The organism is Streptomyces sp. NPDC053542 (assembly GCF_044544685.1).
Lineage (GTDB): Bacteria > Actinomycetota > Actinomycetes > Streptomycetales > Streptomycetaceae > Streptomyces.
In genome coordinates, this window is record NZ_JBITXL010000004.1 from 694,142 (window position 1) to 720,143 (window position 26,002).

The 26,002-nt window shown below is 73.5% G+C and carries 24 protein-coding genes and 2 tRNA genes; 16 read left to right on the forward strand and 10 right to left on the reverse strand.

Annotated elements, in window-relative coordinates; translation table 11 throughout:
• The first annotated feature begins 5 nt into the window (after window positions 1–5).
• The 3 genes from ACIGXO_RS14685 to glmS all read left to right on the forward strand — a co-directional run bounded on the left by ACIGXO_RS14685 (window position 6) and on the right by glmS (window position 3,626).
• Complete coding sequence (locus ACIGXO_RS14685; protein ID WP_399785453.1) at window positions 6–1,166, forward strand: acyl-CoA dehydrogenase family protein; 1,161 nt, start codon at window positions 6–8, stop codon at window positions 1,164–1,166.
• 318 nt (window positions 1,167–1,484) lie between these two features.
• Window positions 1,485–1,760, forward strand: a complete 276-nt coding sequence (locus ACIGXO_RS14690; RefSeq protein WP_030250040.1) for a hypothetical protein — start codon at window positions 1,485–1,487, stop codon at window positions 1,758–1,760.
• Window positions 1,761–1,805: 45 nt separating this feature from the next.
• Window positions 1,806–3,626, forward strand: coding sequence for a glutamine--fructose-6-phosphate transaminase (isomerizing) (gene glmS, locus ACIGXO_RS14695; protein WP_399785457.1), 1,821 nt, complete (start codon window positions 1,806–1,808; stop codon window positions 3,624–3,626).
• A gap of 312 nt (window positions 3,627–3,938) precedes the next feature.
• Here the strand turns inward: glmS and ACIGXO_RS14700 are convergent, their stop codons facing one another.
• Window positions 3,939–4,460 (reverse strand): universal stress protein, encoded by a 522-nt coding sequence (locus ACIGXO_RS14700; RefSeq protein ID WP_030250046.1) that lies wholly within the window; start codon window positions 4,458–4,460, stop codon window positions 3,939–3,941.
• Window positions 4,461–4,904: 444 nt separating this feature from the next.
• On the opposite strand from ACIGXO_RS14700, the gene ACIGXO_RS14705 reads away from it, so the two are divergent.
• From ACIGXO_RS14705 to ACIGXO_RS14720, 4 genes are all read left to right on the forward strand, one after another.
• The gene (locus ACIGXO_RS14705; RefSeq protein ID WP_399785460.1) at window positions 4,905–5,210 is read left to right on the forward strand and encodes a hypothetical protein; all 306 of its coding nucleotides are present in this window, start codon (window positions 4,905–4,907) and stop codon (window positions 5,208–5,210) included.
• A gap of 369 nt (window positions 5,211–5,579) precedes the next feature.
• Window positions 5,580–6,860, forward strand: a complete 1,281-nt coding sequence (locus ACIGXO_RS14710; protein WP_399785463.1) for a GlxA family transcriptional regulator — start codon at window positions 5,580–5,582, stop codon at window positions 6,858–6,860.
• A 5-nt stretch (window positions 6,861–6,865) separates the two neighbouring features.
• Complete coding sequence (gene orn, locus ACIGXO_RS14715) at window positions 6,866–7,486, forward strand: oligoribonuclease (protein WP_363261066.1); 621 nt, start codon at window positions 6,866–6,868, stop codon at window positions 7,484–7,486.
• 108 nt (window positions 7,487–7,594) lie between these two features.
• Window positions 7,595–7,670 (forward strand) — tRNA-His (locus ACIGXO_RS14720).
• A gap of 78 nt (window positions 7,671–7,748) precedes the next feature.
• Here ACIGXO_RS14720 and ACIGXO_RS14725 read toward each other — a convergent pair.
• On the reverse strand, window positions 7,749–8,399 hold the full coding sequence (locus tag ACIGXO_RS14725) for an NAD(P)-dependent oxidoreductase (protein WP_399785467.1): 651 nt from the start codon (window positions 8,397–8,399) through the stop codon (window positions 7,749–7,751).
• A gap of 101 nt (window positions 8,400–8,500) precedes the next feature.
• Here ACIGXO_RS14725 and ACIGXO_RS14730 point away from each other — a divergent pair, with 101 nt between their 5' ends.
• Window positions 8,501–9,388: a helix-turn-helix domain-containing protein gene (locus ACIGXO_RS14730; protein ID WP_399785470.1), complete on the forward strand. Its 888-nt coding sequence runs from the start codon at window positions 8,501–8,503 to the stop codon at window positions 9,386–9,388.
• 21 nt (window positions 9,389–9,409) lie between these two features.
• On the opposite strand, the gene ACIGXO_RS14735 is transcribed toward ACIGXO_RS14730, so the two are convergent.
• The 4 genes from ACIGXO_RS14735 to ACIGXO_RS14750 all read right to left on the reverse strand — a co-directional run bounded on the left by ACIGXO_RS14735 (window position 9,410) and on the right by ACIGXO_RS14750 (window position 14,019).
• A complete protein-coding gene (locus ACIGXO_RS14735; RefSeq protein WP_399785473.1) occupies window positions 9,410–10,447 on the reverse strand; it encodes a LacI family DNA-binding transcriptional regulator in 1,038 nt (345 codons plus the stop codon).
• Window positions 10,448–10,651: 204 nt separating this feature from the next.
• Window positions 10,652–11,695 carry a chitinase gene (locus tag ACIGXO_RS14740; protein ID WP_399785476.1) on the reverse strand — a complete coding sequence of 348 codons (1,044 nt, stop codon included), beginning with the start codon at window positions 11,693–11,695 and terminating at the stop codon, window positions 10,652–10,654.
• Window positions 11,696–11,857: 162 nt separating this feature from the next.
• On the reverse strand, window positions 11,858–13,288 hold the full coding sequence (locus ACIGXO_RS14745) for an ATP-binding protein (protein WP_399785479.1): 1,431 nt from the start codon (window positions 13,286–13,288) through the stop codon (window positions 11,858–11,860).
• Entirely contained in the window at window positions 13,285–14,019 is a 735-nt protein-coding gene (locus ACIGXO_RS14750; RefSeq protein ID WP_399785482.1) for a response regulator transcription factor, read from the reverse strand. The genes ACIGXO_RS14745 and ACIGXO_RS14750 overlap by 4 nt, the downstream gene beginning before the upstream one ends.
• A gap of 135 nt (window positions 14,020–14,154) precedes the next feature.
• Here ACIGXO_RS14750 and ACIGXO_RS14755 point away from each other — a divergent pair, with 135 nt between their 5' ends.
• Window positions 14,155–14,730, forward strand: coding sequence for a hypothetical protein (locus ACIGXO_RS14755; protein WP_399785484.1), 576 nt, complete (start codon window positions 14,155–14,157; stop codon window positions 14,728–14,730).
• Between the two features lie 14 nt (window positions 14,731–14,744).
• On the opposite strand, the gene ACIGXO_RS14760 is transcribed toward ACIGXO_RS14755, so the two are convergent.
• Together ACIGXO_RS14760 and ACIGXO_RS14765 are read right to left on the reverse strand one after the other, a co-directional pair.
• Window positions 14,745–15,608, reverse strand: coding sequence for a spermidine synthase (locus tag ACIGXO_RS14760; RefSeq protein WP_399785487.1), 864 nt, complete (start codon window positions 15,606–15,608; stop codon window positions 14,745–14,747).
• 75 nt (window positions 15,609–15,683) lie between these two features.
• Complete coding sequence (locus ACIGXO_RS14765) at window positions 15,684–16,115, reverse strand: hypothetical protein (protein ID WP_399785490.1); 432 nt, start codon at window positions 16,113–16,115, stop codon at window positions 15,684–15,686.
• A 232-nt stretch (window positions 16,116–16,347) separates the two neighbouring features.
• On the opposite strand from ACIGXO_RS14765, the gene ACIGXO_RS14770 reads away from it, so the two are divergent.
• Entirely contained in the window at window positions 16,348–17,766 is a 1,419-nt protein-coding gene (locus ACIGXO_RS14770; RefSeq protein ID WP_399785493.1) for a tetratricopeptide repeat protein, read from the forward strand.
• Between the two features lie 44 nt (window positions 17,767–17,810).
• Here ACIGXO_RS14770 and ACIGXO_RS14775 read toward each other — a convergent pair whose 3' ends face one another.
• Window positions 17,811–18,404, reverse strand: coding sequence for a histidine phosphatase family protein (locus ACIGXO_RS14775; RefSeq protein ID WP_399785495.1), 594 nt, complete (start codon window positions 18,402–18,404; stop codon window positions 17,811–17,813).
• A gap of 216 nt (window positions 18,405–18,620) precedes the next feature.
• On the opposite strand from ACIGXO_RS14775, the gene ACIGXO_RS14780 reads away from it, so the two are divergent.
• From ACIGXO_RS14780 to ACIGXO_RS14805, 6 genes are all read left to right on the forward strand, one after another.
• Window positions 18,621–19,991, forward strand: coding sequence for a hypothetical protein (locus tag ACIGXO_RS14780; RefSeq protein ID WP_399785682.1), 1,371 nt, complete (start codon window positions 18,621–18,623; stop codon window positions 19,989–19,991).
• Window positions 19,982–21,604, forward strand: a complete 1,623-nt coding sequence (locus tag ACIGXO_RS14785; protein ID WP_399785498.1) for a hypothetical protein — start codon at window positions 19,982–19,984, stop codon at window positions 21,602–21,604. The genes ACIGXO_RS14780 and ACIGXO_RS14785 overlap by 10 nt, the downstream gene beginning before the upstream one ends.
• Entirely contained in the window at window positions 21,601–22,959 is a 1,359-nt protein-coding gene (locus tag ACIGXO_RS14790; RefSeq protein ID WP_399785501.1) for an AAA domain-containing protein, read from the forward strand. The genes ACIGXO_RS14785 and ACIGXO_RS14790 overlap by 4 nt, the downstream gene beginning before the upstream one ends.
• 89 nt (window positions 22,960–23,048) lie before the next feature.
• Window positions 23,049–23,432, forward strand: a complete 384-nt coding sequence (locus ACIGXO_RS14795; RefSeq protein WP_399785504.1) for a hypothetical protein — start codon at window positions 23,049–23,051, stop codon at window positions 23,430–23,432.
• Window positions 23,433–23,595: 163 nt separating this feature from the next.
• On the forward strand, window positions 23,596–24,207 hold the full coding sequence (locus ACIGXO_RS14800; RefSeq protein ID WP_399785507.1) for a hypothetical protein: 612 nt from the start codon (window positions 23,596–23,598) through the stop codon (window positions 24,205–24,207).
• An 81-nt stretch (window positions 24,208–24,288) separates the two neighbouring features.
• A tRNA-Lys gene (locus ACIGXO_RS14805) sits at window positions 24,289–24,362 on the forward strand.
• 75 nt (window positions 24,363–24,437) lie between these two features.
• Here ACIGXO_RS14805 and ACIGXO_RS14810 read toward each other — a convergent pair.
• Entirely contained in the window at window positions 24,438–25,706 is a 1,269-nt protein-coding gene (locus ACIGXO_RS14810; protein WP_399785511.1) for a M6 family metalloprotease domain-containing protein, read from the reverse strand.
• Window positions 25,707–26,002 lie beyond the last annotated feature (296 nt).

Below are 26,002 nucleotides of genomic sequence, written 5' to 3' on the forward strand. Positions count from 1 at the left end.
CCCCCATGTCCCTGGACCACCGTCTCCCCTCCGAGCTGGAGGAACTGCGCTCCACGGTCGAGGCGTTCGCGCACGACGTCGTCGCCCCGAAGATCGGCGAGTACTACGAGAACCACCAGTTCCCGTACGAGATAGTCCGTGAGATGGGCCGGATGGGCCTGTTCGGGCTGCCGTTCCCCGAGGAGTACGGCGGGATGGGCGGCGACTACCTGGCGCTCGGCGTCGCCCTGGAGGAGCTGGCGCGGGTCGACTCCTCGGTGGCGATCACGCTGGAGGCCGGGGTCTCGCTCGGCGCCATGCCGCTGTACCACTTCGGCACGGAGGAGCAGAAGCGGACCTGGCTGCCGAAGCTCTGCTCGGGCGAGATGCTGGGCGCGTTCGGGCTGACCGAGCCGGAGGCCGGCTCCGACGCGGGCGGGACGAAGACCACGGCCCGGCTCGACGCGGCGACCGACGAGTGGGTGATCAACGGCAGCAAGTGCTTCATCACCAACTCGGGCACGGACATCACGGGCCTGGTGACGGTCACGGCGGTCACCGGCCGCAAGGAGGACGGCCGCCCGCTGATCTCCGCGATCATCGTGCCGTCCGGTACCCCCGGCTTCACGGTCGCGGCCCCGTACTCCAAGGTCGGCTGGAACGCCTCCGACACCCGTGAGCTGTCCTTCACCGACGTCCGGGTCCCGGCGGCCAACCTGCTGGGCGAGGAGGGCCGCGGCTACGCCCAGTTCCTGCGCATCCTGGACGAGGGCCGGATCGCCATCGCGGCGCTGGCCACGGGCCTCGCGCAGGGCTGCGTCGACGAGTCGGTGAAGTACGCGAAGGAGCGGAAGTCCTTCGGGCGGCCGATCGGGGAGAACCAGGCCATACAGTTCAAGCTCGCCGACATGGAGATGCGCGCCCACACCTCCCGGCTGGCCTGGCGCGACGCGGCCTCCCGGCTGGTGCACGGCGAGCGCTTCAAGAAGGAGGCCGCGCTGGCGAAGCTGTACTCCTCGGAGATCGCGGTCACCAACGCCCGCGAGGCCACCCAGATCCACGGCGGCTACGGCTTCATGAACGAGTACCCGGTCGCCCGCATGTGGCGCGACTCCAAGATCCTGGAGATCGGCGAGGGCACGAGCGAGGTGCAGCGGATGCTGATCGCTCGGGAGATGGGGCTGTAGAGCCGCGTTTCCTTCTTCCCTACTTCCCCTCTCCCCTTCTTCCTCTCTCCCTCTCCTCTCCTCTTCTTCCCCTCCTCCGCCGCCATTGTCAGTGGGTGACGGTAGCGTCACGGACAGTGCGGTGGAGGTGGGGGAGGGGCCTCGCCGCGGGGCTCTTCCCGTGGGGAGAGGGAGGGGCCCTGCCAGGAACGCGGGGGCAAGCCCCGCTCCCCGCCCCCGCCCCGCACCCCACCCCCCACCCCCTCCCCCGCGACACGCCCCTGCCCGCTATCGGGCAGATTTCTTGCGAAAGTGCGCGCGAGGCCGCAGTATCGACGGGTGCTCGATCGCCGTCCGTCCCACGAGGACCTCGTAGAACACCTGGTACGCAGTACGCCGCTGCAGCGCGGCGAGGCCGTCCGGGTGATCCAGGACGTGCTCGCGTACTTCGATGAGACGGCCGAGACGTTCGTGCGCCGCAGACACCGCGAGCTGCAGGCTCAGGGTCTGCGCAACGACGCCATCTTCGAGCGGATCGCCCACGAGCTGCCGCACCGCGCCGTGGCCCCGCCCGAGCTCTCGATACGCCAGCTGCGCCGCCTCGTCTACGGCTGAGACGCCGGGCACCTACGTACCGTCAATCCGGGAGGGTCACCCCACATGTGTGGAATCGTCGGTTATATCGGCAAACGCGATGTCGCGCCGCTGCTCCTCGAGGGCCTGCAGCGCCTGGAGTACCGCGGTTACGACTCCGCCGGCATCGCCATCCACGCCTCCGGCAAGGCCGGCGGGCTGAAGACCGCCAAGGCCAAGGGCCGGGTCCGGGAGCTGGAGTCGCGCCTGCCGAAGCGTTTCGCCGGCACCACCGGCATCGCCCACACCCGCTGGGCCACCCACGGCGCGCCGAACGACGAGAACGCCCACCCGCACGTGGACACCGAGGGCAAGGTCGCCGTCGTCCACAACGGCATCATCGACAACGCCGCCGAGCTGCGCGCAAAGCTGACCGCCGACGGCGTGGAGTTCGCCTCCGAGACCGACACCGAGGTCCTCGCGCACCTCATCGGCCGCTCCGAGGCCGCCACGCTGGAGGAGAAGGTCCGCGAGGCGCTGCGGCACATCGAGGGCACGTACGGCATCGCCGTGCTGCACTCCGACTTCGCCGACCGCATCGTCGTCGCGCGCAACGGCTCCCCGGTCGTGCTGGGCATCGGTGAGAAGGAGATGTTCGTCTCCTCCGACGTCGCAGCCCTCGTCTCGCACACCCGCCAGGTCGTCACCCTCGACGACGGCGAGATGGCCACCCTGAAGGCCGACGACTACCGCACGTACACCACCGAGGGCTCGCGCACGACGTCCTCCCCGGAGACCGTCGAGTACGCCGCCGAGTCCTACGACATGGGCGCGCACGACACGTACATGCACAAGGAGATCTCCGAGCAGGCGGACGCGGTGGACCGCGCGCTGCGCGGCCGGATCGACGACCGTTTCTCCACCGTGCACCTGGGCGGCCTCAACCTGGACGCGCGCGAGGCGCGGGGCGTCCGCCGGGTCAAGATCCTGGGCTGCGGCACCTCGTACCACGCGGGCCAGATCGGCGCGCAGATGATCGAGGAGCTGGCCCGCATCCCCTCGGACGCCGAGCCCGCCTCCGAGTTCCGGTACCGCAACCCGGTCGTGGACCCCGACACCCTCTACGTCGCGGTGTCGCAGTCCGGCGAGACGTACGACGTACTGGCGGCGGTGCAGGAGCTCAAGCGCAAGGGCGCGCGGGTGCTGGGCCTGGTGAACGTCGTCGGCTCGGCGATCGCCCGGGAGACCGACGGCGGCATCTACGTGCACGCGGGCCCGGAGGTCTGCGTGGTCTCCACGAAGTGCTTCACCAACATGGTGGTCTCCTTCGCGCTGCTCGCGCTGCACCTGGGCCGCATCCGCGACCTCTCCGTGGCGGACGGCAAGCGGATCATCGACGGCCTGCGCCGGCTGCCGGAGCAGATCACCGAGATCCTGGCCGGCGAGGCGGAGATCAAGAAGCTCGCCGAACTGTATGCGGATGCGAAGTCGATGATGTTCATCGGGCGGGTCCGCGGCTATCCGGTGGCGCGCGAGGCGTCCCTGAAGCTCAAGGAGGTCTCCTACATCCACGCCGAGGCGTACCCGGCCTCCGAGCTCAAGCACGGCCCGCTGGCGCTCATCGAGCCCGCGATGCCGACCGTGGCGATCGTCCCGGACGACGACCTGCTGGAGAAGAACCGCGCGGCGCTGGAGGAGATCAAGGCCCGCAGCGGCCGCATCCTCGCCGTCGCCCACCAGGTGCAGGAGAAGGCGGACCACACGATCGTGGTGCCGAAGAACGAGCCCGAGCTCGACCCCATCCTCATGGGCATCCCGCTCCAACTCCTCGCGTACCACACGGCCCTGTCCCTCGGCCGCGACATCGACAAGCCCCGCAACCTGGCGAAGTCGGTGACGGTGGAGTAACCACGGACCCTCGCTGAGCAGCGAAAAGAGGCGGAGCCTCGCGCGCGCCACCATACGTGCGAGGCTCCGCCTCCCCGGTGCCGGCGTCGCCCTAACGCCGGCAGTGATGCCGCCTTCCCGGGAACCGTCACACCCGGGCAGCAGCACGTCGTGTGAAGGTTTGTACCCCTCACCGGCGCGCAACCCACCTCTACGAGTCAGTAGATTTGTCGACTACGACCTCTGCATGACGCACCGTCATGCAGAGGTGACGTCACACGGTGGACGGGGGGGTGAGGCCGAATACGTACGGAAGAGGAGGGCCGCCGGCCCTCACGGGACGACGATCACCGGACGCTGCGCGCGCCGCGCCAGCCGCCCGGCGACCGAGCCGAAGATCCGCCCGACGATGCCGTGCGTCGAGCCGACCACGATCGCGTCGGCCGCGTACTCCCGGCCGACCTCCTCCAGTTCGTGGCAGATGTCGCCGCCCCGCTCGACCAGGATCCAGGAGAGCTCGGAGAGATGGTCGGCGCAGGCCAGCTCCAGTCCCAGGACCTCCGTGCGGTGGTCGGGGACGTCGACGAAGACCGGCGGCTCGCAGCCCGCCCACACCGTCGTCGGGAGCCGGTTGGCGACATGCACGATGATCAGGCCGGAGCCGGAGCGCCGGGCCATGCCGATGGCGTAGGCCAGGGCCCGTTCACTGGACACCGAGCCGTCGAAGCCCACCACCACACCGTGCTGGAAGGCGGGGTCGCAGGAGTGGCGTGACTGTTCCGCCGCTTCGAGGTCCGCCATCGGATCGGCGACCTGCTTGCGGTCCGCGGGTTCGGGGAATTCGTGACCGGCCATGAGTGTCTCGGCGAAGGGGAGCCCTCGTGCCCAGGGGCGGAGGGGAACGGCGATTGACTTGTTCGGGGAGTTGACTGAGCTGGGCGGAGAGCGGGGCGACGGCGATGGTTCAATGCCGAACAATACGGCCGGGAATCATCTTCCCAACCCCTTACCCCAAGAGTACGGCGCCACTCCTCCCCTGCCCAGGGCCTCCGTAAACGGCGGTTGTCCCTTTTGACCGGACAGCGCCCCCGAACGTTCCCCGGAGCATGCCGGAGCGTCGCGCCGTTGGCAATGGCCCGCAGCCCTTACATACGGACGCCCCGGATCCGATACGGACGCCTCTGCTCCGGTACCGCCTCCTCTGCTCCGTCCGTACCGCTCGCGGTGACTCCCCGTGGCCGGCCGCGTTGTTCCAGTGGTCCGCGCGGTCGGCGTGGAGCACTCGGAAGGAGACCCCCCTTGCCCGGTACGCCGCACCCGCCGACGGACCCCGTGAGCGACGTGGTCCGCTGGGGCGCGTTCAGCTGCGCGCTGGTTCCGCTTGTCCTCCTCGTGTGCGGCTCGTCGCCCGTCGGCGCCGCCGGCACCGCCATCGGCCTCGCAGCGGTCACGTGCGCCTGCCGGGCGCTGCTGCGGCAGTCGGAGCGGACCGCCGCCCGGCTGGCCGTCGAGCGGGCCTCCGTGCACCGCGGACGGCACGGCCGGACGGGCCTGGGGGCGCACCGGGGCGGGCGCCACGGAGGGGGGCGCACGCCGGGGGATTGAGGCGCTTCCGCGCGACTCCGGCGGTGCTCGCACGAGTGCCCGCGACCCTTTTCAGCCAACTTCGACCCCGGTCACATCCCTTGGCAAAAGCGACCCGCAACCGGCCTTTGAACAGGCCGGAAAGGACCGCACGGCGTGGCTGTGCCCTACGACGGGCGGGCAGGGTAGGGATGCGTACTTCCCAGCGCGGCCCACGAGTGGAACGCTTCGTGATCGAATGCTTCGCGCCAAGTTGCCATATCGACTTACCAGCAGGTGGTGAACTTGGCACTCCATCCTCACGGGACACAGTAGATTCGATCTTGGCAATCACGGCGGGGGAACAGTGCAGGACCGAGAGGGCGAGACGACCGAGGGGGGCTTAGTGCCATGAGCCAGGACTCCGCTGCCGTACCAGATGCCGCACGCAAGCTCGCCGCCCGACGACGCCGCGAAGTAGTCGCGGTGCTCCTCTTCAGTGGCGGCCCCATTTTCGAGAGCTCCATTCCGCTCTCAGTATTCGGCATCGACCGCCAGGACGCGGGCGTGCCGAGGTACCGGTTGCTTGTGTGCGCGGGCGAAGATGCGCCTTTGCGCACGACCGGCGGACTGGAGCTTTCCGCTCCATACGGCCTGGAAGCGATCTCCAGGGCAGGTACCGTCGTGGTACCGGCCTGGCGTTCGATCACCCAGGCGCCACCACCTGCCGCGCTGGACGCACTCCGGCGCGCGCACGAAGAAGGGGCCCGCATCGTCGGGCTGTGCACGGGCGCGTTCGTACTGGCGGCCGCAGGGCTGCTGGACGGCCGCCCGGCAACCACCCACTGGATGTACGCACCGACGCTCGCGAAGCGTTACCCGTCCGTCCATGTCGATCCCCGCGAACTGTTCGTCGACGACGGCGATGTGCTGACGTCGGCGGGCACGGCCGCCGGTATCGACCTGTGCCTCCACATCGTGCGGACCGACCACGGCGCCGACGCGGCCAACGCGCTCGCCCGCCGGCTGGTCGTGCCGCCCCGGCGCACGGCGTCGGAGTTGGGGCACCAGCGCTACCTCGACAGGTCATTACCAGAGGAGATCGGCGCCGACCCGCTGGCCGAGGTCGTCGCCTGGGCGCTGGAGCACCTCCACGAGCAGTTCGACGTGGAGACGCTCGCCGCGCGCGCTTACATGAGCCGCCGGACGTTCGACCGCCGGTTCCGCTCACTTACTGGGAGCGCTCCCCTGCAGTGGCTGATCACTCAGCGCGTACTGCAGGCACAGCGGCTGCTGGAGACGTCGGACTACTCGGTGGACGAGGTGGCGGGCCGCTGCGGCTTCCGCTCCCCCGTCGCGCTGCGTGGTCATTTCCGGCGGCAGCTGGGGTCCTCCCCCGCGGCCTACCGGGCGGCCTACCGCGCCCGGCGGCCACAGAACGGCACCGGGGAGCCACCAGGACCCGCGGTGCGTCCGTCCGAACGGCCGGAGCGCCTGGACCGCACGGGAACCCCGGCGGCCGAGCGCTTCGGGGCCCATGCCCCGGTACCGGGTCAGGGTGCTCCGTTCGGTGCGCACGATCCGGGCAAACCGGAGTCGGACGCGTACGCGTCCCGGCTCGGTGAGCCCGCCGTCGGCCGCTCCACCGGACGCCCGGTGCTGCCCAGCCAGCGGGAGCGCCCCGTAGGGTGAGACGCATGAACGATCGCATGGTGTGGATCGACTGCGAGATGACGGGGCTCTCGCTGGCGAACGACGCGCTCATCGAGGTGGCCGCACTGGTCACCGACTCGGAGCTGAACATCCTCGGCGAGGGGGTGGACATCGTCATCCGTCCCCCCGCCGAGGCCCTGGAGACCATGCCCGAGGTGGTACGCGAGATGCACACCGCCTCGGGTCTGCTCGCGGAGCTGGACGGCGGGACGACCCTCGCCGACGCCGAGCGGCAGGTCATGGACTACATCAAGAGTCACGTACCGGAGCCGGGCAAGGCCCCGCTGTGCGGCAACTCCGTCGGCACCGACCGCGGCTTCCTGCTGCGCGACATGCCGGAGCTGGAGGACTACCTCCACTACCGGATCGTCGATGTCTCGTCGGTGAAGGAGCTGGCGCGGCGCTGGTACCCGAGGGCGTACTTCAACAGCCCGGAGAAGAACGGGAACCACCGGGCGCTCGCCGACATCCGTGAGTCGATCGCGGAGCTGCGGTACTACCGGGAGGCGGTCTTCGTGCCGCAGCCGGGGCCCGACTCCGACACCGCGAAGGCGATCGCGGCCAAGCACGTCCTGCCTGCGGAGCAGCAGCCGGCAGGAGAGTGACGCAGCTCGCTCCCGGCTGGGGGGAAAGCCGGGAGCGAGCACCCCTTCGGACCCTGTACACTTTTCTTCAGCCGGTGGGGAACAAGACACCACACAGCACCGGTCATGGTGGGTATAGCTCAGCTGGTAGAGCACCTGGTTGTGGTCCAGGATGTCGCGGGTTCAAGTCCCGTTACTCACCCCAACGGTGAAGGCCCGGTCTGCGGAAGCAGACCGGGCCTTCGTCGTGTCCGGGGCCGGCCCGGGGTGCTGACGCGGGCTCTCAGTAGCCGACGGTGAAGCGCTCGCCGATGTGCCGCGGCTTCTCGACCTCGTCCAGAAGGGCGACCGCGTAGTCCTCGGTGGAGATCCGGCTGCTGCCGTTCTCGTCGGCGACCAGGTCGTCGAGAGCGGTGCGGTAGGCGCCCGTACGTTCGCCGGGCTCGATCAGGGCCGCCGGGCTGAGGCTGGTCCAGCGCACGTCGGTGACGGTGCGGAAGTAGTCCAGCGCGTCGCCGTGCGCGTGCATGATCTGCAGCAGGAACTCCGGCAGGCCCTCGGCGTCCCAGACCTGCTTGCCGTCGGGTGTGCGCAGCGAGCCCGCGCCGCCGACCGCGATCAGCCGCGGGGCCTCCGTGCCGAGCGTGCGCAGTCCCTCGACGAGGGACTCGGCGGACGGCTCGATCGTCGCGAGGTGGCCCGGGCCGTCGCCGCCGCCGACCGCGCTGACCAGGACGTCCTGGCCCTTGGCGGCCACGGAGACGGAGGCCGGGTCCAGGACGTCGCCGGTGATCACGGTGAGCTTCGGGTGGCTCTTGGTGATCTTCGCGGGGTCACGGACTACCGCGGTGACCTCGTGGCCGCGCGCCAGGGCCTCGTCGAGGATGCGGCTGCCGATGGTGCCGTTGGCACCGAAGAGGGCGATCTTGGACATGGGGTGCTCCTACTCATTGCTTTTTTCTGCCAGCGGCTGCTCGGCCGTCTTCTACGCTAGGGGGAAGAACAAGAGCTCTCGGGGTAGGCGCGGGACGAGCGATGGTGGAAAAGCGACAAGAACAGATCCCGGAGGTCGCCTTCTCGGCGCCGGCCGGGCGGCCCGCGGGCGTGGAGGTCATGACGCTCGCCGAGCTGCGCGCGCGGGCCGACGTCTGTGCGCTGGCCGTCCCGCACCGCCCCGGCTTCCACCACCTCCTCGCGCTGGACGCCGGCCGCCTGTCGCACACCGTCGACTTCCGCCGGTACGAGCTGGCGCCGGGCGACTGGCTGTGGGTCCGCCCCGGCCAGGTGCAGCACTTCGGCGACCTGACCGGCGCTGACGGCGTCCTCGTGCTCTTCGAGTCCGGCTTCCTCGACCCGGCGACGGCCACCGCGGCCCGCCTGGAGGACTGGTACGGCCCGGCCGTGCGCCATCCGGAGGACGCGGCCGGGCGGGCCGCGCGGGCGGCGCTGGACCATCTGCACCAGGAGTTCGGCGCGCTGTGCGGGCTGCCGCTGGAGGCGCACCTCGAAGTGCTGCGGCACCTGCTGTCGGTACTGGTGCTGCGCGCCGCGCATCTGGTGCGGGACGCGGCGGAGGACGCCGGTGAGTGCGCGGCGACGGCGACGTTCCTGCGCTTCCGGGACGCCGTCGAGCGGGACTTCGCGGTCAGCCGCCGGGTCGCCGACTACGCCCGGGCGCTGGGCTATTCACCGCGTACGCTCTCCCGCGCGACGGAGGCGGCGGCCGGGACCGGCGCGAAGGAGTTCATCGACCGCAGGGTGGTGCTGGAGGCCAAGCGGCTGCTCGCGCACGGCGATCTGCCGGCAGCGCAGATCGCCCGCCGCCTCGGCTTCGAGGACGCGACGAACTTCAGCAAGTACTTCCTGCACCGGGCGGGCGTCACGCCGATCGCCTTCCGGGAGAGCGTGCGCGGCGGGATGTGACGGCAGGTCAAGTGCGTGCTCTCAGGAGGACTCGCGTACGACCAATTCCGTCGGCAGGACCAGTTGCGGGCGCTCGCGGGAGCGTTCGGCGATCTCCTCGATCAGTACCCGGGCCATCGCCCGGCCCATCTCCTCGATCGGCTGCCGCACGCTGCTCAGCGGCGGGTCCAGGTGGCGCGCGACGGCCGAGTCGTCGAAGCCGACCAGCGCCACGTCCTCGGGGACCCGGCGCCCGCGTTCTCTCAGTACCGCCAGCGCCCCGGCCGCCATCACGTCCGAGGCCGCGAAGACCGCGTCCACGTCCGGGCGGCGGTTCAGCAGCGCGGCCATCGCCCGCCGCCCGCCGTCCTCGGTGAAGTCCGCCGGGACGATCAGCGCCTCGTCCGGGTCGTGCCCGGCGTCCTCCAGCGCCTGCCGGTAGCCGGCCAGCCGGCACTGGGCCGCGTACATGTCCGGCGGCCCGGCGATCGTGGCGATGGTCCGCCGGCCGCGCTCCAGGAGGTGCCGCGCCGCGGCCCGGGCCCCGCCGGTGTTGTCGGAGTCCACGTACGGCACGGTCTCCCGGGCGGAGCGGCGGCCGCTGAGCACCGCGGGCAGCTCCAGCCGTGACAGCAGGTCGGGCAGCGGGTCGTCCGCGTGCACGGAGACCAGCAGCACGCCGTCCACGCGGTGCGCGGCGAGGTACTGGCCCAGCCGCTCGCGCTCCTTGGGCGTGCGGACCAGGATCAGCAGCAGCTGGAGGTCGGTGTCGGCGAGCCCGGCGCCGACCCCGCGGATGATTCCGGAGAAGTACGGCTCGGCGAACAGCCGGGTCTCCGGCTCCGGGATGACCAGCGCGACGGCGTCGGTCCGGTCGGCGGCCAGCGCGCGGGCCGCGCCGTGCGGTACGTACTGCAGTTCGGCGATGGCGCGCTCGACGGCGGCGCGCGTGCGGGGGCTCACCCGGGGCGAGCCGTTGACGACCCGGGAGACGGTGCCCCGGCCGACGCCCGCCCGCGCCGCCACCTCCTCGAGCGTGGGGCGTCCGCCGCGCCGACCACCGCGTCCTGCCGCTGCCATGGCTGCCTCCGGACTCCCGGCCGCGAATGTTTCCCGCCATTACACAGCGGAACGCGACGCAACGGCGGAAAGCGGCGCCAGCTCGGTGCGGTGCGGGCCAAGCGGAAGCGCGGGGCGCAGCGGCTGTGGGGGTGGGGACCGCTGCGCCCCGCCGTGTGGGGGGTGGTCCGGGGAGGGTCCGGGAAGCCCTGGTACCGGGGTGGATCAGCCCTGGTACGCGCCGAGGGCCTTGGTGAAGTCCAGCGGCTGCTGGTCGATGGAGCTGCAGGTCGGCTGGGCGGTGCCGGAGGAGCCGCCGTCGCACGCCTTGTCGCGGGTGGCGGACCACATGGACAGCCAGCCGAGGTGCTTGGTCGCGGCGAAGTCCGCCAGCTCCTTGGCGTCGTCCTGCGTGAAGACCTCGGTGGCCACGTCGTTGACGCCGATCATCGGGGTCACGGCGACCGCCTTCCAGGCGTCCGCTTCGCTCAGCCCGAGGGCGTCCTCGACCTGCTTCTGGGTGGCGGTGGCGGCCTGGATCGCGTACTTCCCCATGTCGCCGTCGTACGAGGCCCCGTAGTCCATCGCCATGATGTTGACGGCGGAGATCTTCACCCCGTTCTTCTTGGCGTCGGCGAGGAGTTTGACGCCGTCCTGCGTCAGTCCCTCGGGCATGACGGGGAGGGTGAAGGAGACGTCCAGGTCCGGGTGGTCCTTCTGGAGCCTGGCGATGGCCTGCGCGCGGCGGGTGTTGGCCTCGGCGTTCGGCAGCGCGCCGCCCTCGATGTCGAAGTCGGCCTTCTTCAGGTCGTACGCGTCGACGACCTTGCCGTACGCGGCGGCCAGTTCGTCCGCCGAGCCGCAGGCGAGCCCCAGCTCGGAGCCGGCCGCGCCGCCGAACGAGACGCGTACGTCGCCGCCTTCGGCGCGCAGCTTCGGTATCTGCCGCGCGACCGGGTCGCCGTCCAGCGCGCCGGTGCCGCCCCACTTGGGGTCGCAGCCGCCGCCGGAGGTGATGAAGGCGAGGTTGAAGGTCTTCACTCCGGTCTTCTGTGCCGTGTCGACCAGGTCGTAGGCGGGGCTGAGCGAGGTGTCGACGTACGGGGCGAACGCGCCGCCCGCGGCGGCCTGTCCGGCCGGCGTGGCCTTGCTCGCCTGGGCCGCGCCGGCGATGGCGATGGCGCCGCCCGCGGCGAGCGCGGCGGCGGCGCTCGCGCCGATCAGCTTGACCGTGCGGCTCGTACGGCGGCGATGTGCCCGAGAAGTCATGTGCTGCCTGCCAGTTGTCTCGTGGGGCCCGTGGGGGTCCCGTGGGGGGTGACGAACCCGCACGCTAGCGAGCGGAAAACGGACAATCGGCAGGTACAGCCCATGCCCCACAGGGCTTATGGCGCGCTTAAGGTGCCCGAAGGGAGCGGTTAAGCACCGGGCTCAGCGCCGCGCTCCGAGGCGCCGCGCTCCGAGGCGCCGGGCCGTCGGCAACCGGCGGCGCATCCGGCCCAGCCGGCGGCGGGCCCGGTGGCGGCGCCCGGCCGCGGGGCCGCGCCGGCCGTCCAGGGCGAGCCAGATACGTACCTCGGTACCGCCCAGGACCGAGCGGCCGATCCGGACGTCGCCGCCGGTGGACTCCGCGAGGCGGCGGACAATGTCCAGGCCCAGCCCGGTCGAGCCGTCGCCGCCGTGGCCGTGGCCGCGCCGCAGCGCGGCGGCCGGGTCGGCGATGCCGGGCCCCGCGTCCGACACCAGAACGATCACCGCGTCCTCGGCCTGGTGCACGTCCACGGCGAACGCGGTGCCCTCGGGCGTGTGCCGGAAGACGTTGCCGAGCAGCGCGTCCAGCGCGGCGGCCAGCTCGGGGCGCGCGACGGGGACGCGGACGGGACGGTCCGCGCCCGCCACTCGTACCGTGCGCCCCTCGTCCTCCGCGAGCGCCGACCAGAAGCCCATCCGCTCCCGGATCACCTCGGCGGCGTCGCACCCGGCCGCCGCGGCCACCTGCTGCGTCAGCGCCTGCTGCTCGCGTGCGGTCCGGATGATCTGGTCCACCTCACGCTCCAGCTGGGCGACGGCGGCACGGGTGTGCTCGGCGGCCGGGCCGTCGCCGAGCGAGGCCGCGTTCAGCCGGAGCACGGTGAGCGGGGTGCGGAGGCGGTGGCTGAGGTCGGCGGCCAGCTCGCGTTCGTTGGCGAGCAGCTGGACGACCTGGTCGGCCATGGAGTTGAAGGCCGCGGCCGCCGAGCGCAGCTCCTTGGGGCCGTCCTCCAGGACCCGTACGCCCAGCTTGCCGTCGCCCAGGTCGTGCGCCGCGCCCGCGAGCCGCTCGGCGGGCCGCACCATCCGGGTGCCGAGCCGGTCGGCGACCGCGACCGAGCCGACGATCAGTGCGAGGCCGACCCCCGCGAGCAGGACCCAGGACGTCGCGACGCCGTTGGTGACCGCCGCCTCCGGGACGAAGACCTCGACCACGGCGGTGCCCGAGGCGACCGCGGTGGGCTGGAGCAGCGAGGAGCCGCCGCGGACGGTGGTGACGGACGCGCGGCCGTACCGGGCGGCCCGCGCGACGTCCGCTGCCGACGCCCGGCCCGCGCCGATCACCGCGGGCGCGCCGCCCCGGCCCGTCGGCGGTACGTGGACGCCGAGCTGGCCGCCGGGCCCGGTCTCGGCGCTGGCGACCGCGCGGATCAGCTCACCGCGGTCGGTGGTGATGGCGAGTACGGGGCCGATCGCGGCGGCCTGCCGCTCGGCGTTGGCGAACGCGCGGTCCCGCGCCAGTTCCTTGACGACCATGCCGAGCGGGACGGCGAACGCGATCACCACCATGGCCGTGACCGCGAGCGCGACCTTGACCAGCGCCCATCTCACGGCCGGGGCCCGTCCTGCGGCGGCTCCGCCTGCGGGGGTCCCGCCTGCGGCGGCTCCAGCTTCACGCCGACTCCGCGCAGGGTGTGCAGGTAGCGGGGGCTGGCGGCGGTCTCGCCCAGCTTGCGGCGCAGCCAGGACAGGTGGACGTCGATGGTCTGGTCGTCGCCGTAGGACTGCTGCCACACCTCGGCGAGCAGTTCCTTGCGGGCCACGACCACGCCGGGGCGTGCGGCCAGGAAGGCGAGCAGGTCGAACTCGCGGCGGGTCAGGTCCAGCGGGGCACCGTCCAGGTCGGCCCGGCGGCGCAGCGGGTCGACGGTCAGGCCGCCGACCCGGAGCACCCGGGAGGGCGGCGGCCCGCCGCCGGGCCCCTGGGCGCGGCGCAGTACGGCGGCCATCCGGGCGGACAGGTGCGCCACGGAGAACGGCTTCGTGAGGTAGTCGTCGGCGCCGTCGTTGAGCAATCGGACGATCTCGGCCTCGTCGTCGCGGGCTGTGGCGACGATCACGGGGACGTCGGTGATGCCGCGCAGCATCTTCAGCGCCTCGCGGCCGTCCAGGTCGGGCAGCCCGAGGTCCAGGACGACCACGTCGAAGGTTTCCTGGGCCACCTCGCGCAGCGCCTCCAGGGCGGTGCCGACGCTGCGCACGATGTGTGCGGCGTCGGACAGCTGCCGGATGAGGGCCGAGCGGACGAACTGGTCGTCCTCGACCACGAGCACACGAGCCATGGGCGGCACCGTACGCCATTCGGGTGCGGTTCTTGACCGGACATTGACGATCGTCGTCCGTTTCGCGAGGCCCTGCCGTCCGTTTCGTACGGCACCGCGGCGGAGCGTCGTGCGCGGCGCCCGGGGTGGTGCAGTATGAGCCGGGTGCGACGAGGACTGGTTCACGCGGGCGCCTGGACACTGGCGACGGGCGCCGCGGTCACGCTGTCGTGGTTCGGCGTGCACACGGTGGTCTCCGGTACGGCGTACGACCCGCCGCGCGCGCTCCCGATCTCCGACAACGCGCCCGGCGCGCAGCCCGGTTCCGCGAGCAGCGCCACACCCCGCGCGTCCTCCACCCACCGTCCCAAGCCCTCCGGCACGCCGTCCCCCTCCCCCACTCGGCAGACCACGCGGCCGGAAGAGCCGGCCACGCCGCCGCACACCCCGGCACCGAGCCGCTCCGCCACCGCCCCGAGCGCCCCCGCGCCGGACGGGGACGCGGGCACGGTCAAGGGCTACCGCACCGACGGCGGCCGGGTCGTCCTGGACCTGCGGCCCTCGTACGCGGAGCTGGTGTCGGCGACCCCCGGGCCCGGCTGGCAGATGCAGGTGTGGAAGCAGGACGGCTGGCTCCGGGTCGACTTCACCCGGGGCAATGAGCACACCTCGGTGATCTGCGCCTGGAACGGCCATCCGCCGGTCGTCACCACGGACAACCACGCCCAGTAGGGCGCTGCGCCGCGCTATCGGTCGAAGGTGCCCGGCGGCGGCGCGGGCGAGGCGACCGCGGTGGCGTCCGTGACCGGCGCCGCGCCCCCCGCGAAGTCCCGCAGCGCGCGCCCGTGTTCGACGCGGCCGGTCTCCGGGTCGGTCGCGGCCCGCCGGGTCAGCTCGGCGACCGGCAGCGGGCCGTCGGCGGCGAGCAGCACCGCGTTCCCGAAGCGCTTGCCGCGCAGCACCGGGGGCGCGGCGGTCAGGCACAGCTCGCCGAAGACCGCGCCCACGGTGGCGATCTGGGCGCGTACGAAGGCCAGCGGCGGGCCGTCCGCGAGATTGGCCGCGTACCAGCCGCCGGGCGCCAGCGCCCGCGCCGCCTCGGTGACGAACTCCGTACTGGTCAGGTGCGCGGGCGTACGGGCGCCGCTGAAGACGTCCGCGATGATCAGGTCGGCCCAGCCGTCCGGGACCTTGGCGAGCCCGGCGCGGGCGTCCCCGCCGCGCACCTTGATGCGCGCCCCGGAGTCCAGCGGCAGCTGTTCGCGGACGAACTGCACGAGCGGTGCGTCGATCTCGACGACCTGCTGGGTGGAGCGGGGGCGGGTCGCCGCGACGTAACGCGCCAGGGTGAGCGCGCCGCCCCCGAGGTGCAGGACGCGCAGCGGCTTGCCGGGCGGGGCGGCGAGGTCGGCGATGTGGCCGAGGCGGCGCTGGTAGGAGAAGTCGAGGTACGCCGGGTCGTCGAGGTCCACGAAGGACTGCGGGGCGCCGTCGATCAGCAGCGTCCAGCCACGCGGCCGGTCCCGGTCGGGCCGCAGCTCGGCGCGGCCGCCGGTCACCTCCGCCGTCACCGGCTCCCGGGCCGCACGCACCCGCCTGTTCTTCGCCATCCGGCCAGTATCCCCGACGGGGCGGGGCCTGCCGCGGGCCTGCCGCGGGCCGCGGGAAGCGCCGCGAGAGGCCGCTCAGCGGCAGCGGTCGACGGCCTCGATCGTGCGGGCCGCCTCGCCGAGCGCGGCGCGCAGCACCGCGGGGTCGGTCGCCGCGGCGAACGCGCCCTCCGGGGGGACCAGCCAGCCCGTGCCGGCGACCGGCGGCTCGTCCGCGCCCCGGACGCCGCCACCCCGCCCGCCGCCGTACGTCTCCGTACAGGCGCTGCCGGGCAGGTCCCAGCCGGCGGCCGTGCCCGGGGGCACCAGGAAGCCGAGGGTGTCGCACGTGCCGTCGTGCAGGACCGGGCCGACGCCGTCGCGCAGCCGGAGGATGTCCACCGCCTCCAGACCCTGCCGGGCCGGCACCGTCACCAGGTCGAGGTCGCGGGGCGGGTCGGCGGCCCCGGCCCCCGGCACACCCGCTGCGGTCTCGACGACATCCTTGCCCCCGCCGGTCTTCAGCACGGAAACCCCTCCTCCTGACGCGGCGCTCCCTACACCTGATGCAACGCGGAAGGGCGTCAACAGCAACGGCGTCAGGACGCTGTAAAGGATGGCACTTCATGGCGGATCCCGGGTGAGATATCCCTTTTGTAAACAAACTCTCCGTATAGAGGGTGTCACGGACGGTACGGTCGTCCCGCCGCGCCGCCCAGGGTGCGGCATCGCCGCACGGATGGCATGGAGAGGGCCCGCCATGACGTCGCCCATTGGTCCAGCAGCGCCGGCCCGCGATCTGCCGGCCCGCCCGAACACCGCTTTCCGGCAGTTGCGCGGCCGGTTGTCCCCCGGCGAGTTCGCGGCTGCCGTGCGCCGGGCCGCCCGGGAGATCGGCGAGCAGGTCTCGTGCGACGCGCGCTACGTGGGGCGCGTCGAGGCCGGGGAGATCCGCTGCCCCAACTACGCCTACGAGCGGGTGTTCCGGCACATGTTCCCCGGCCTCACACCGGCCGACATGGGGTTCGCGCCGCGCGAGTCGGTACGCGGACGGGGCGCGCGGGCGCACCCGGACGCCGCGCTCCCGGGGCCGCGCGAGCACGCCCGTACCACCACTCCGAACCACCGCGACACATCCACTCAGAGCTACGAGGAGAGCGACGTGCTGCGTCGCGCGTTCATGACCGGCGGCCCGGCCGCCGCGCTGGGGATCGCCGGCCTGGCGCCCCTCGGGTCCGCAGAGTCCGTACCGCCCCTCCCGGGCGGCGCGAGACGCGCGGGAGGGGCCGAGGCGGCGGCCGTGGAGGACGCGGTGCGCCGCATCCGGCTGCTGGACGACCGGCACGGCGCCGAGGGCATCTACCAGCGCGCGGCCCAGCCGCTGCGCGCCGCCTACGAGCTCCTGGACGCCGGGACGCACCGCCAGTCGGTCGCCGACCGGCTGCACGCGGGCGCCGGCGAACTGGCCATCTCGGTCGGGTGGCTGGCCCACGACTCGGGCCGCTTCGGGGACGCCCGCTCGCACTACGCGGAGGCGCTGGCCACCGCGCGGGTGGCGGGCGACCCGGCCCTGGAGGCGCACGCGTTCTGCAACACCGCGTTCCTCGCCCGGGACGCGGGCCGGCCGCGGGAGGCAGTACGGGCGGCGCAGGCCGCCCAGCACGCCGCGAAGCACCTCTCCTCGCGCCGTCTACTGTCCCTGCTGGCGCTGCGCGAGGCGGGCGGCTGGGCGGGGCTCGGCGACCGGGCGGGCTGCGAGGAGGCGCTGCTGCGGGCGCACCGGCTCTTCGCCCACGGGCCGTCCGACGCCGACCCGGAGTGGATGTCCTTCTACGGGGACGCCGAGCTCGAGGGCCTGGAGGCGCAGTGCTGGTCGGCGCTGGGGGAACGGGGGCGTGCGGCGGAGCACGCGCGCCGCGCCGTGGCACTCCAGAACCCGCACTTCACGCGCAACATCGCGCTGTACACGGCGGAGCTGGCGGGCAATCTGGCGGGCAGCGGCGCGCCCGACGAGGCGGCCTCCGCCGGGCTCCGCGCGCTGGACCTCTTGGGCGAGGTCGGCTCGGCCCGCGTCCGTACGATGCTGGCCGGTACGGCGAAGGCGCTGCGCCCGCAGCGCCACGCCACGGGCGTCGCCGCCTTCCTGGACCGGCAGGCGCTGGCGGCCCGTCCGGCCTGAGTGCCCGGTCGGCCTGAGCGCCTTCCTGGACCGGCCGAGGCCGGTCAGCCCAGGTGGCCCGTGTCGTTCCAGCGTTCGATGGCCGGGGCGCCGTAGGCCCAGCCGAGGACCGACAGGGAGGTCGGGTCGAGGCGGATGCGGGCCCCGAAGGAGATGTCCTCGCCGAGCCAGCGGGCGCACAGCGAGCGCAGGATGTGGCCGTGCGCGAAGACGAGCACGTCGCGGCCGCCCGCGCGCACCTCCTCGATGACGCCGTCCACGCGCTGCGTCACCTGGGCGAGGGTCTCGCCCTCGGGGACGCCGTCCCGCCAGATGAGCCAGTCGGGCCGGTCCGCCTTGATCTCGGCGGGCGTCAGCCCCTCGTACGCGCCGTAGTCGATCTCCATGAGCGCGTCCCAGTCCGCCGCGCGGTCCCCGAAGCCGGCCAGCTCGCAGGTCTCCTTGGCGCGGATCAGGGGGCTGGTGCGCACCTCGGCGTCCGGGAGCCCGTCCCAGGGCGCGCGGTGCAGCCGCTCGCCGAGCAGCTTGGCGCCGCGGCGGCCCTCGTCGAGGAGCGGGATGTCCGTGCGCCCGGTGTGCTTGCCGGACAGGGACCACTCCGTCTGCCCGTGCCGGGCCAGCAGGATGCGCGGTGCCATGGGATTACCTCTCACCGGCGAAGAACCCGCTCGCCGCCGGCCTTGCTCGGTCGTGCCGCCGTACGGGGCCGGCGGCAGTACGTCTCGTTCCGTCCCGTCCATCATCGCGCATGCGTTCCAGGGGCCACGTGGGCCCCCGGAGGGGAAGCCCGCGCCCCGGAGCTCGTGGCGTGATCGTTGTCCGAGCGGGCGGTGGTGCGCCTGGTCTTCGCGCGAATGTCGGTGGTGGATGCGAGACTTCCGCAGGTGAACGTTTTCCGCGACAGTCGGTCCGAGCCGGCGGCGGCGCGCGAGGCGCGGCCGCGGCCGGCGACGGGGCTGCGCGCGCGCCTGGCCGAGCTGCGCGGCCCCGGCGTGCCGCCCCGCCCGCTGGACGCCAGGGCGCTCGCCGCGCTGGCGGCGAACCCGGGCTGCCGGCGCCGCGCGCTGCTGGACGGCGCGGGCGTGGACAAGGCCGCGCTGGCCCGGGCGCTCGGCTCGCCGGCGCCCTTCGGACAGTCCCAGTTCGCGATCGCGCGCGGCCATTCGTTCGAGGCGCGGGTCAAGGCCGACGGCGGCGCCGAGCTGATCCGGCTGGCCGCCGAGCATCTCGGGGGCGGTGCGCAGGCCCCGGAGCCCGGCGCCGCGGCCACGCCCGACCTGTCGGCGGCGGGTCCGCAGGGGCGGGCCGCGCGGACGGCGCTGGCTCTCCGGGAGGCGGCCGCGCGCGGCGGCTGGACGCTCCTGGACCATCCGATGCTCGCGCTGGACGTGGCCGGTTCACCCGCGTACTTGGAGCCGGACGCCGTGGTCGTCCACCCCGACGGGCTGTGGAGCGTCATCGAGATCAAGTCGTTCCCGATGATCGACGGGACGGCCGACACGGCCAAGGTGGGCGCGGCGGCCCGCCAGTCGGCGGTGTACGCCCTCGCGCTGGAGCAGGTCGCCGAGCAGGTGGCGCGGCACACCCCCGAGGGCGACGGGCACGCGCCGCGGGTCGGCGACCGCGCCCTGCTGGTCTGCCCCAAGGACTTCTCGAACCTCCCGGCCGCGGCCCCGGTGGACCTGCGCAAGCAGCTGGCCACGACCCGCCGCCAGCTGGCCCGGCTCACCCGGGTCGACGAGCTGGCCGCCGCGCTCCCCGAGGACACCACCTTCGACCTGCGCCTCGCGGACGACGGGAAGACCGCGACCCGTCCGGCCGAGGAGCTGACCGAGGCCGTGGAGTCGGTCGGCGCGGCATACGCGCCGGAGTGCCTGGCCACGTGCGAGCTGGCCTTCCACTGCCGCGGCCGGGCCCGCGAGGCCGGCCTGGTGGAGTCGCTGGGCCGCGGCGTGCGCGGCGAGCTGGGCGGGCTGCGCACGGTCGGCGAGGTGCTGGCGGCGGCCTCGGGTACGGCGGACGGCGAACGGACGCCCTCGGCCCCGACCAGTGCGTACGCTTCCGAGGACGCCCCTGCCACCCACGACGACCCCGCTGCCGAGGCGCTGCGCCGCGCCGCCGCCCTGCGCGCCGAAGCGCTGGCCACGGCCTCCGCTCACGTACCGGCGCAGGCCCCGGCCCCCGACCCGGCGTCGGCCGCTCGCGAGGAGACGGAATGTCGCTGATCGACGTGCTGGCCAGGATGGAGGCCGTGGCGGCGGGCCGGGCCACGCCGCTGGCGACCGTACGGCACCGCCATCTCTCCCCGCGCCCCCTGGTGTTCGTCCCGCTGACGACCGCCGGTGAGACCGGTGCGCCGCTCGGCGCGCTGGTCGGCACGGACCCCGGGGCGCCGCTGCTGCTGACCGTGCCGCAGCCGCGCGACCGTGACCTGCGGTTCGCGTTCTTCGCCGAGCTGGCCGCCGCCGTCCTGCCGTACGTGGACTCCTTCGCCGACGACGTCGAGCCCGCCGAGCGCAAGGAGACCGATCCGCAGACCGGCAAGCGGGTCACGGTCGAGACCGAGCTGTGCGCGGACGCCCCGCAGCTGATCGTGGCCAGTGCGGCGGGCGTCGACTTCGTACGGCTGCTGGGCCGGTCGATGCGTTTCCGGCGGACGGCCGAGCAGGACCCGGACACCCCGCATCCCGCGCCGCCGCACGTCCCGCTGCTGGGCCGCTGGCTCACGCACTTCGGCGAGCGGGCCCGGGTGCCCGGTTCGAGCCTGCTGCTGCCGATGACGGGGCTGCTGTCCCGGCACTGGGCTACCGGCCAGAGCCTCGCCGAGGACCAGCACCTGGGCGCGCTGCTCGCCTGGATCGACCCGCCGGAGGGCGAGTCGGGGCAGGACGCCGCGCTGCGTGCCGAGACGGCCCGGGACGCGCGCGGGCAGCTGCTGTGCCCGCCGGCCGGGCCCGCGACGGACCCGGCGTTCGACAACGGCCTGCTGGCGCCGGCCATCGCGCGGTACGACGCCGGAGTGCCGGGCGCGCGCGAGGAGTTCGACGCGCTGGTGGCGAGCGTGCTGCGGCCGACCTGGGACGCGGTGTGGCGCGGCATCGGCCTGCTGCGCGGGCTGCCCGAGGGCGCGCGGGTGGCGGACCGCTGGCGGCGGGACCGCTGGTCCTACACCGCGCACCGTGACCGGGTGCGTGCGGGCGAGCCGCCGCAGCCGCGGCTGGACGACGCGGTCACGGCCGCGCAGAAGCTCGCCTCCCGGGAGACCGCGCAGGCCCAGCTGGACGCCCAGGAGGCGCTGGACGACCCGCTGGTGATGGCCGGGCGGCGGCTGACCGGCGAGGCGCTGGAGGGGGAGGTGACCGAGGTGGAGATGGCGATGTCCGAGGGCAGGCGGCCGATGCCCCGGCCGCTGGTCACGCTGCGCACGGGCGACCGGCCGCAGCTGGAGGAGCGGGCGAAGCTGTACCGCGCGCTGGACGGCGGGAAGACGCAGACCGCGGAGTTCGTCGCGTACGTACCGGAGCAGCCGGGCACGCTGGTCGTGCGGCTGACCGGCGGCATGGGCCGCGGGAAGACGCCGGAGCCGGGCTCGGTGCCGGAGAAGGGCGACCGGGTGTGCTGGACGCTCTTCGAGCACGCGCCGCGCGGCGGCCCCGAGCTGCCCGATCCGGAGGACACGCCGTGGACGCACGGCGGACCGCCGCCGGGCAGCGGTGCCGGCGGTACGTCTGTCCCGGCGCAGACCGCGGCGCCCGCGCAGACCACCATCCCCGCGCAGGCCCCGGCGCCCGTCCCGCTCCCCGACCCCGACCCCGTGACCGCGGAGGACTTCCTGTGAGCCGCGGAATTCCCGCGCCGGCCGGTACGGCGTTCGACCCGGGCGCCGCGGCGACCGCCGCGACCGAGGCGATCCTGCGCGACACGCTGCACGGCGACCGGCGCGGCGTCGTCGTGGACTCGCCGCCGGGCGCGGGCAAGTCCACGCTCGTGGTGCGCGCCGCGCGTGAGCTGGCCGCCGCGGGCCGCCCGCTGATGATCGTCGCGCAGACCAACGCGCAGGTCGACGACCTGGTGCTGCGGCTGGCCGAGAAGGACCCGGAGCTGCCCGTCGGCCGGCTGCACAGCAGCGAGCCCGGCGCCTACGACCCCGCGCTGGAGGACGTCTCCTCCGTCCGTACGGCAGCGAAGATCGCGGACCTCAAGGGCCTCCCGATCGTCGTCGCGACCGCCGCGAAGTGGGCCTACACGAAGGTGGACGAGCCCTGGCCGCACGCGATCGTGGACGAGGCGTACCAAATGCGGTCCGACGCGCTGCTCGCCGTGGCGGGGCTGTTCGAGCGGGCCCTGTTCGTCGGCGATCCGGGCCAGCTGGACCCGTTCAGCGTGGTGGGCGCCGACCAGTGGGCGGGGCTGTCGTACGACCCGTCGGCGAGCGCGGTCTCGACGCTCCTCGCGCACAATCCGGACCTCCCGCAGCACCGCCTCCCGGTGTCCTGGCGGCTGCCGGCCTCGGCGGCGCCCCTGGTGTCGCACGCGTTCTATCCGTACACCCCGTTCCGCAGCGGCACCGGCTACGGCGACCGGCGGCTGACGCTGGGCGTGCCGTCGGACGGCTCGGCGGTGGACCGGGTGGTGGACGAGGCGGCGGAGACCGGCTGGGGCCTGCTCGAACTGCCCGCGCGCCACACGCCGCGCACGGACCCCGAGGCGGTGCGCGCGGTGGCCCAGGTGGTGCGGCGGCTGCTGGACCGCGGCGGCGCGACGGTCAGCGAGCGCGGACCGGACCCGGCGCCGCTGACGGCCGACCGGATCGCGGTCGGCACGGCCCACCGGGACCAGGCGGCGGCGGTGCGCGCCGCGCTGTCCGGGCTGGGCGTCACGGGCGTCGCGGTGGACACGGCCAACCGCCTCCAGGGCCGGGAGTTCGACGTCACGGTCGTCCTGCACCCGCTGTCCGGCCGCCCGGACGCGACGGCCTTCCACCTGGAGACGGGCCGGCTGTGCGTACTGGCCTCCCGGCACCGGCACGCGTGCGTCGTCGTGTGCCGCGAGGGCGTGACGCAGCTGCTGGACGAGCATCCGTCCACGGAGCCGGTCCAGCTCGGCGTCACGGTGAAGTTCCCGGACGGCTGGGAGGCGAACCACGCGGTGCTGGCGCATCTGGCGGAGCACCGCGTGCCGTGGCGGCCGTAGCCGCGGCCTCCCGGCGTACGCGCGCGGCCAGGGCGTACTTGCGCGGCGCGGGACAATGGGACGCGGCACACGATTCTGGAGGTAGGTACATGTCCGAGCCGCAGTCGGCTCCCGATCCGCGCGGTGCGGCCCCCGCGCCCCGGCGCCTGAAACCGGCGCCGCTGCTGTTCGAGCCGCCCGAGGCCACGGCGGACCCCGAGCACTTCTTCGACCTGGAGTCGATCGAGGATCCGCGCGAGCTGCTGTCCCGCTCCACGGAGCTGGCGCTCGCCTTCCGCTCGGCGGCCGACCGGGCGACGGAGTTCCAGGCGATGGCGGCGGCGCAGCTCGCCGATCCGCGGCGGTTCGACCGGCTGTCGCTGGCGGTGCTGGCCGAGCGGGCCGGCTGGACCGAGGACTACGCCCGCAAGATGGTGGAGTTCGGTCACTCGCTGATACGGGACGGCGGCACCCGCCCGGACGAGGTCGGATAAGCCTCCCGGAAGCGCCGGCCGGGCTCGCGGCTCATGATCCGTACTGCGGTGATCATGGGCCGTTGGCATATGCGGGTAGGAAGATACTCCGTCTCACTCTCCCGTGTCCCGTTTTCCGGCAATCCACAGAAACGGAACCTCCTCTACCGGTAGACCTGACGTCATGAGCGACTGGCCCCAGCCCCCGGCCCCCGACCGCCACCGGCCCGCGCACCACCCCGCGTCGTACGTCACGCTCGCCGGTGCCGACTGGCTCGCCTCGGCGAGTCCGCACCCCCGCCGGGTGCACCACCTGTGGGCCACCCATCCCACGGCGCCGAGCGTGCTGCCCTGCGGCACGGTGTTCGACGTGATCAACGCCCCCGCCCTCTTCGGCCGCCGGATGGCCGACTGCTTATGGGCGGCGGGGCCCGGCTCCGGACCGGTCGCCGTGCACCGCGGCCGGGTGCTGCTGTTCGCGGCTCGCGGCACCGCCCAGCGGCTGCCGGCGCTGCTCTCCTGGGAGGAGTGGGCGCGGTCGGTGCCGCCGCTGCTGTGCCACGGCACGGGGGACGCGGTGAGCATTCCGCCGCTGCACCCCTGCCCGCCCGCGCCGGACTCCCCGCCGCCGTCCTCGCGCTGGCTGGTCGCCCCGGACGTCCGCCATCCCTGGCTGCCGGGCCCGGACGTGCTGCTGTGGGCGTGCGTACGAGCGGCCCGCGCGACCCCCTCGGACAGCCCCGCGGCGTCCGGCGCCGCAGGCCCGGCCGCGACCGGCGTACCCGTCCGCTCCTGAAGCGATCACCAGCACCATCACCGGCGGCGAATCGATTTTTGCCCTCCCCGATCAGGATGCTAAGGTTTTCCACGTCAGCAGGCGCCGCTAGCTCAGTTGGTTAGAGCAGCTGACTCTTAATCAGCGGGTCCGGGGTTCGAGTCCCTGGCGGCGCACAGACACACGAAGGCCCTCACTCCGGTGGGGGCCTTCGTCGTATGCCGGGACGGCCGGGCCACCGGCCCGCGGGCTCACTCGCGCGTGACCTTGACGGTCCAGTCGCCCGCCACCGTCCGGCCCGTCACCGCCACCCGTACGCCGTCCCCCGCGTCCAGGCTCTCGCCGACGTCCAGCGGCGCGTCCGCGAGCGGCGGGTGGACCGAGGCGCCCCAGCAGGCCGAGGAGTGCGGGTGACCGTCGAGCACCTGCACCGGCCCCTCGCTGGAGGGCGTGGCGCTGCGGATCCGGTAGACGAGCACGCCCTCGCGGCAGATGCCGCGGTCGTTGCCGGCCGCGTTCCGCGCCTCCACGGCGATCGCGCCGCTCTCCCCCGTACGGGCGACGAGCAGCCGCGACCGCTGCCGGTCACCGGGGCGTGCGGGCGCGGAGAGGGGGTGCAGCGTGCGCACCGCGCTCCCGGTCACGGGGATGCAGTCGACCTGGCGGTCGGAGAGCCAGCCGAGCTTCCACTTGTGCCAGGCGAAGGGCTCGGGAGCCATCCCGAACTGGCTGCCCATGAGGTCCCAGTCCCCCACGTACGTGTCCCAGTCGCCCATGCCGTCGGCCGGCCGGTGGTAGAGGTCCGGCAGGTCGAAGACGTGGCCGGTCTCGTGCGCGAGGACGTTGTGGTCCGGCGGGTTGTTCTCGAAGACCGTGACGAAACGGTGCAGCGGGGCACCGTCCGCCGTCAGCGGCTGGTCGAGGTTGACGACCTTGGTCGCGTCGGAGTCGACGCCGGGCGCGTCCGGGTCGGCGACCAGGTAGACCATGTCGTACCGGCCGAAGTCGACCTCCGCGTCGGCCGCCGCGACCGCGTCGTCGAGGTACGCGCTGCGCCCCGCGGCGTCCCAGTCGCGCTGTATCCCGTACGCGGTGGACGTGCGCGGCATCTTCACCCAGTGCCGCTGGACGTGCGGGCGCAGCCGGAACCTGCCGTAGGAGGCCGTCTCGAAGAAGCGGCTGGTGGCGGGGAAGTACTCGGTGGCGAGCCGCCGCGGGGCGACGCGCGGCCGCGCGTCGGGGAAGGACAGGAAGACCATGACGGCGTCGAGGGAGCGCACGGGGCGTGCGTAGGTGCCGTTCCAGGAGTCCAGGCCCTCGGAGTGGTGGACGTCGGCGCGGGGCAGAGCACAGGAGAGGGTGGCTTCGGAGGCGGTGGCGGGGGCGGCGACGATGGAGGTGGCGACCAGGGCGACCAGCGAGGTGGCGATCGCGGCGAACCGCCTCAGCCGTCCGCGGTCCACCCCCTGGAGTGTCTGGGAGTGCGGCACATCGACCTCCCGGAACGGGATTCGGAACACCCCATCCACCCTGTGGGGATTCGTCGGTGTTCGTCCTGTTCCATGGGGCCAGTTGAGTGACAGCCGCGCACCGCTCCGTGATCACGGAACGTCACAATCGATCGGACAGGACCGGTCGCCGCACAAACGCGCACAGAAACCATCAAACATCCGGTCATCGATGCCGATCATCACGGTGGTGTTGCTGGCTAGGCCGTCCGGGAAACCTCTATGATCGCCACACTTACACCGCGGATTCCCCCCTTCCCGAGTTTCCCGAGACCGACCGACCGGACCAGCGCCAAGCGGGAGCGAGC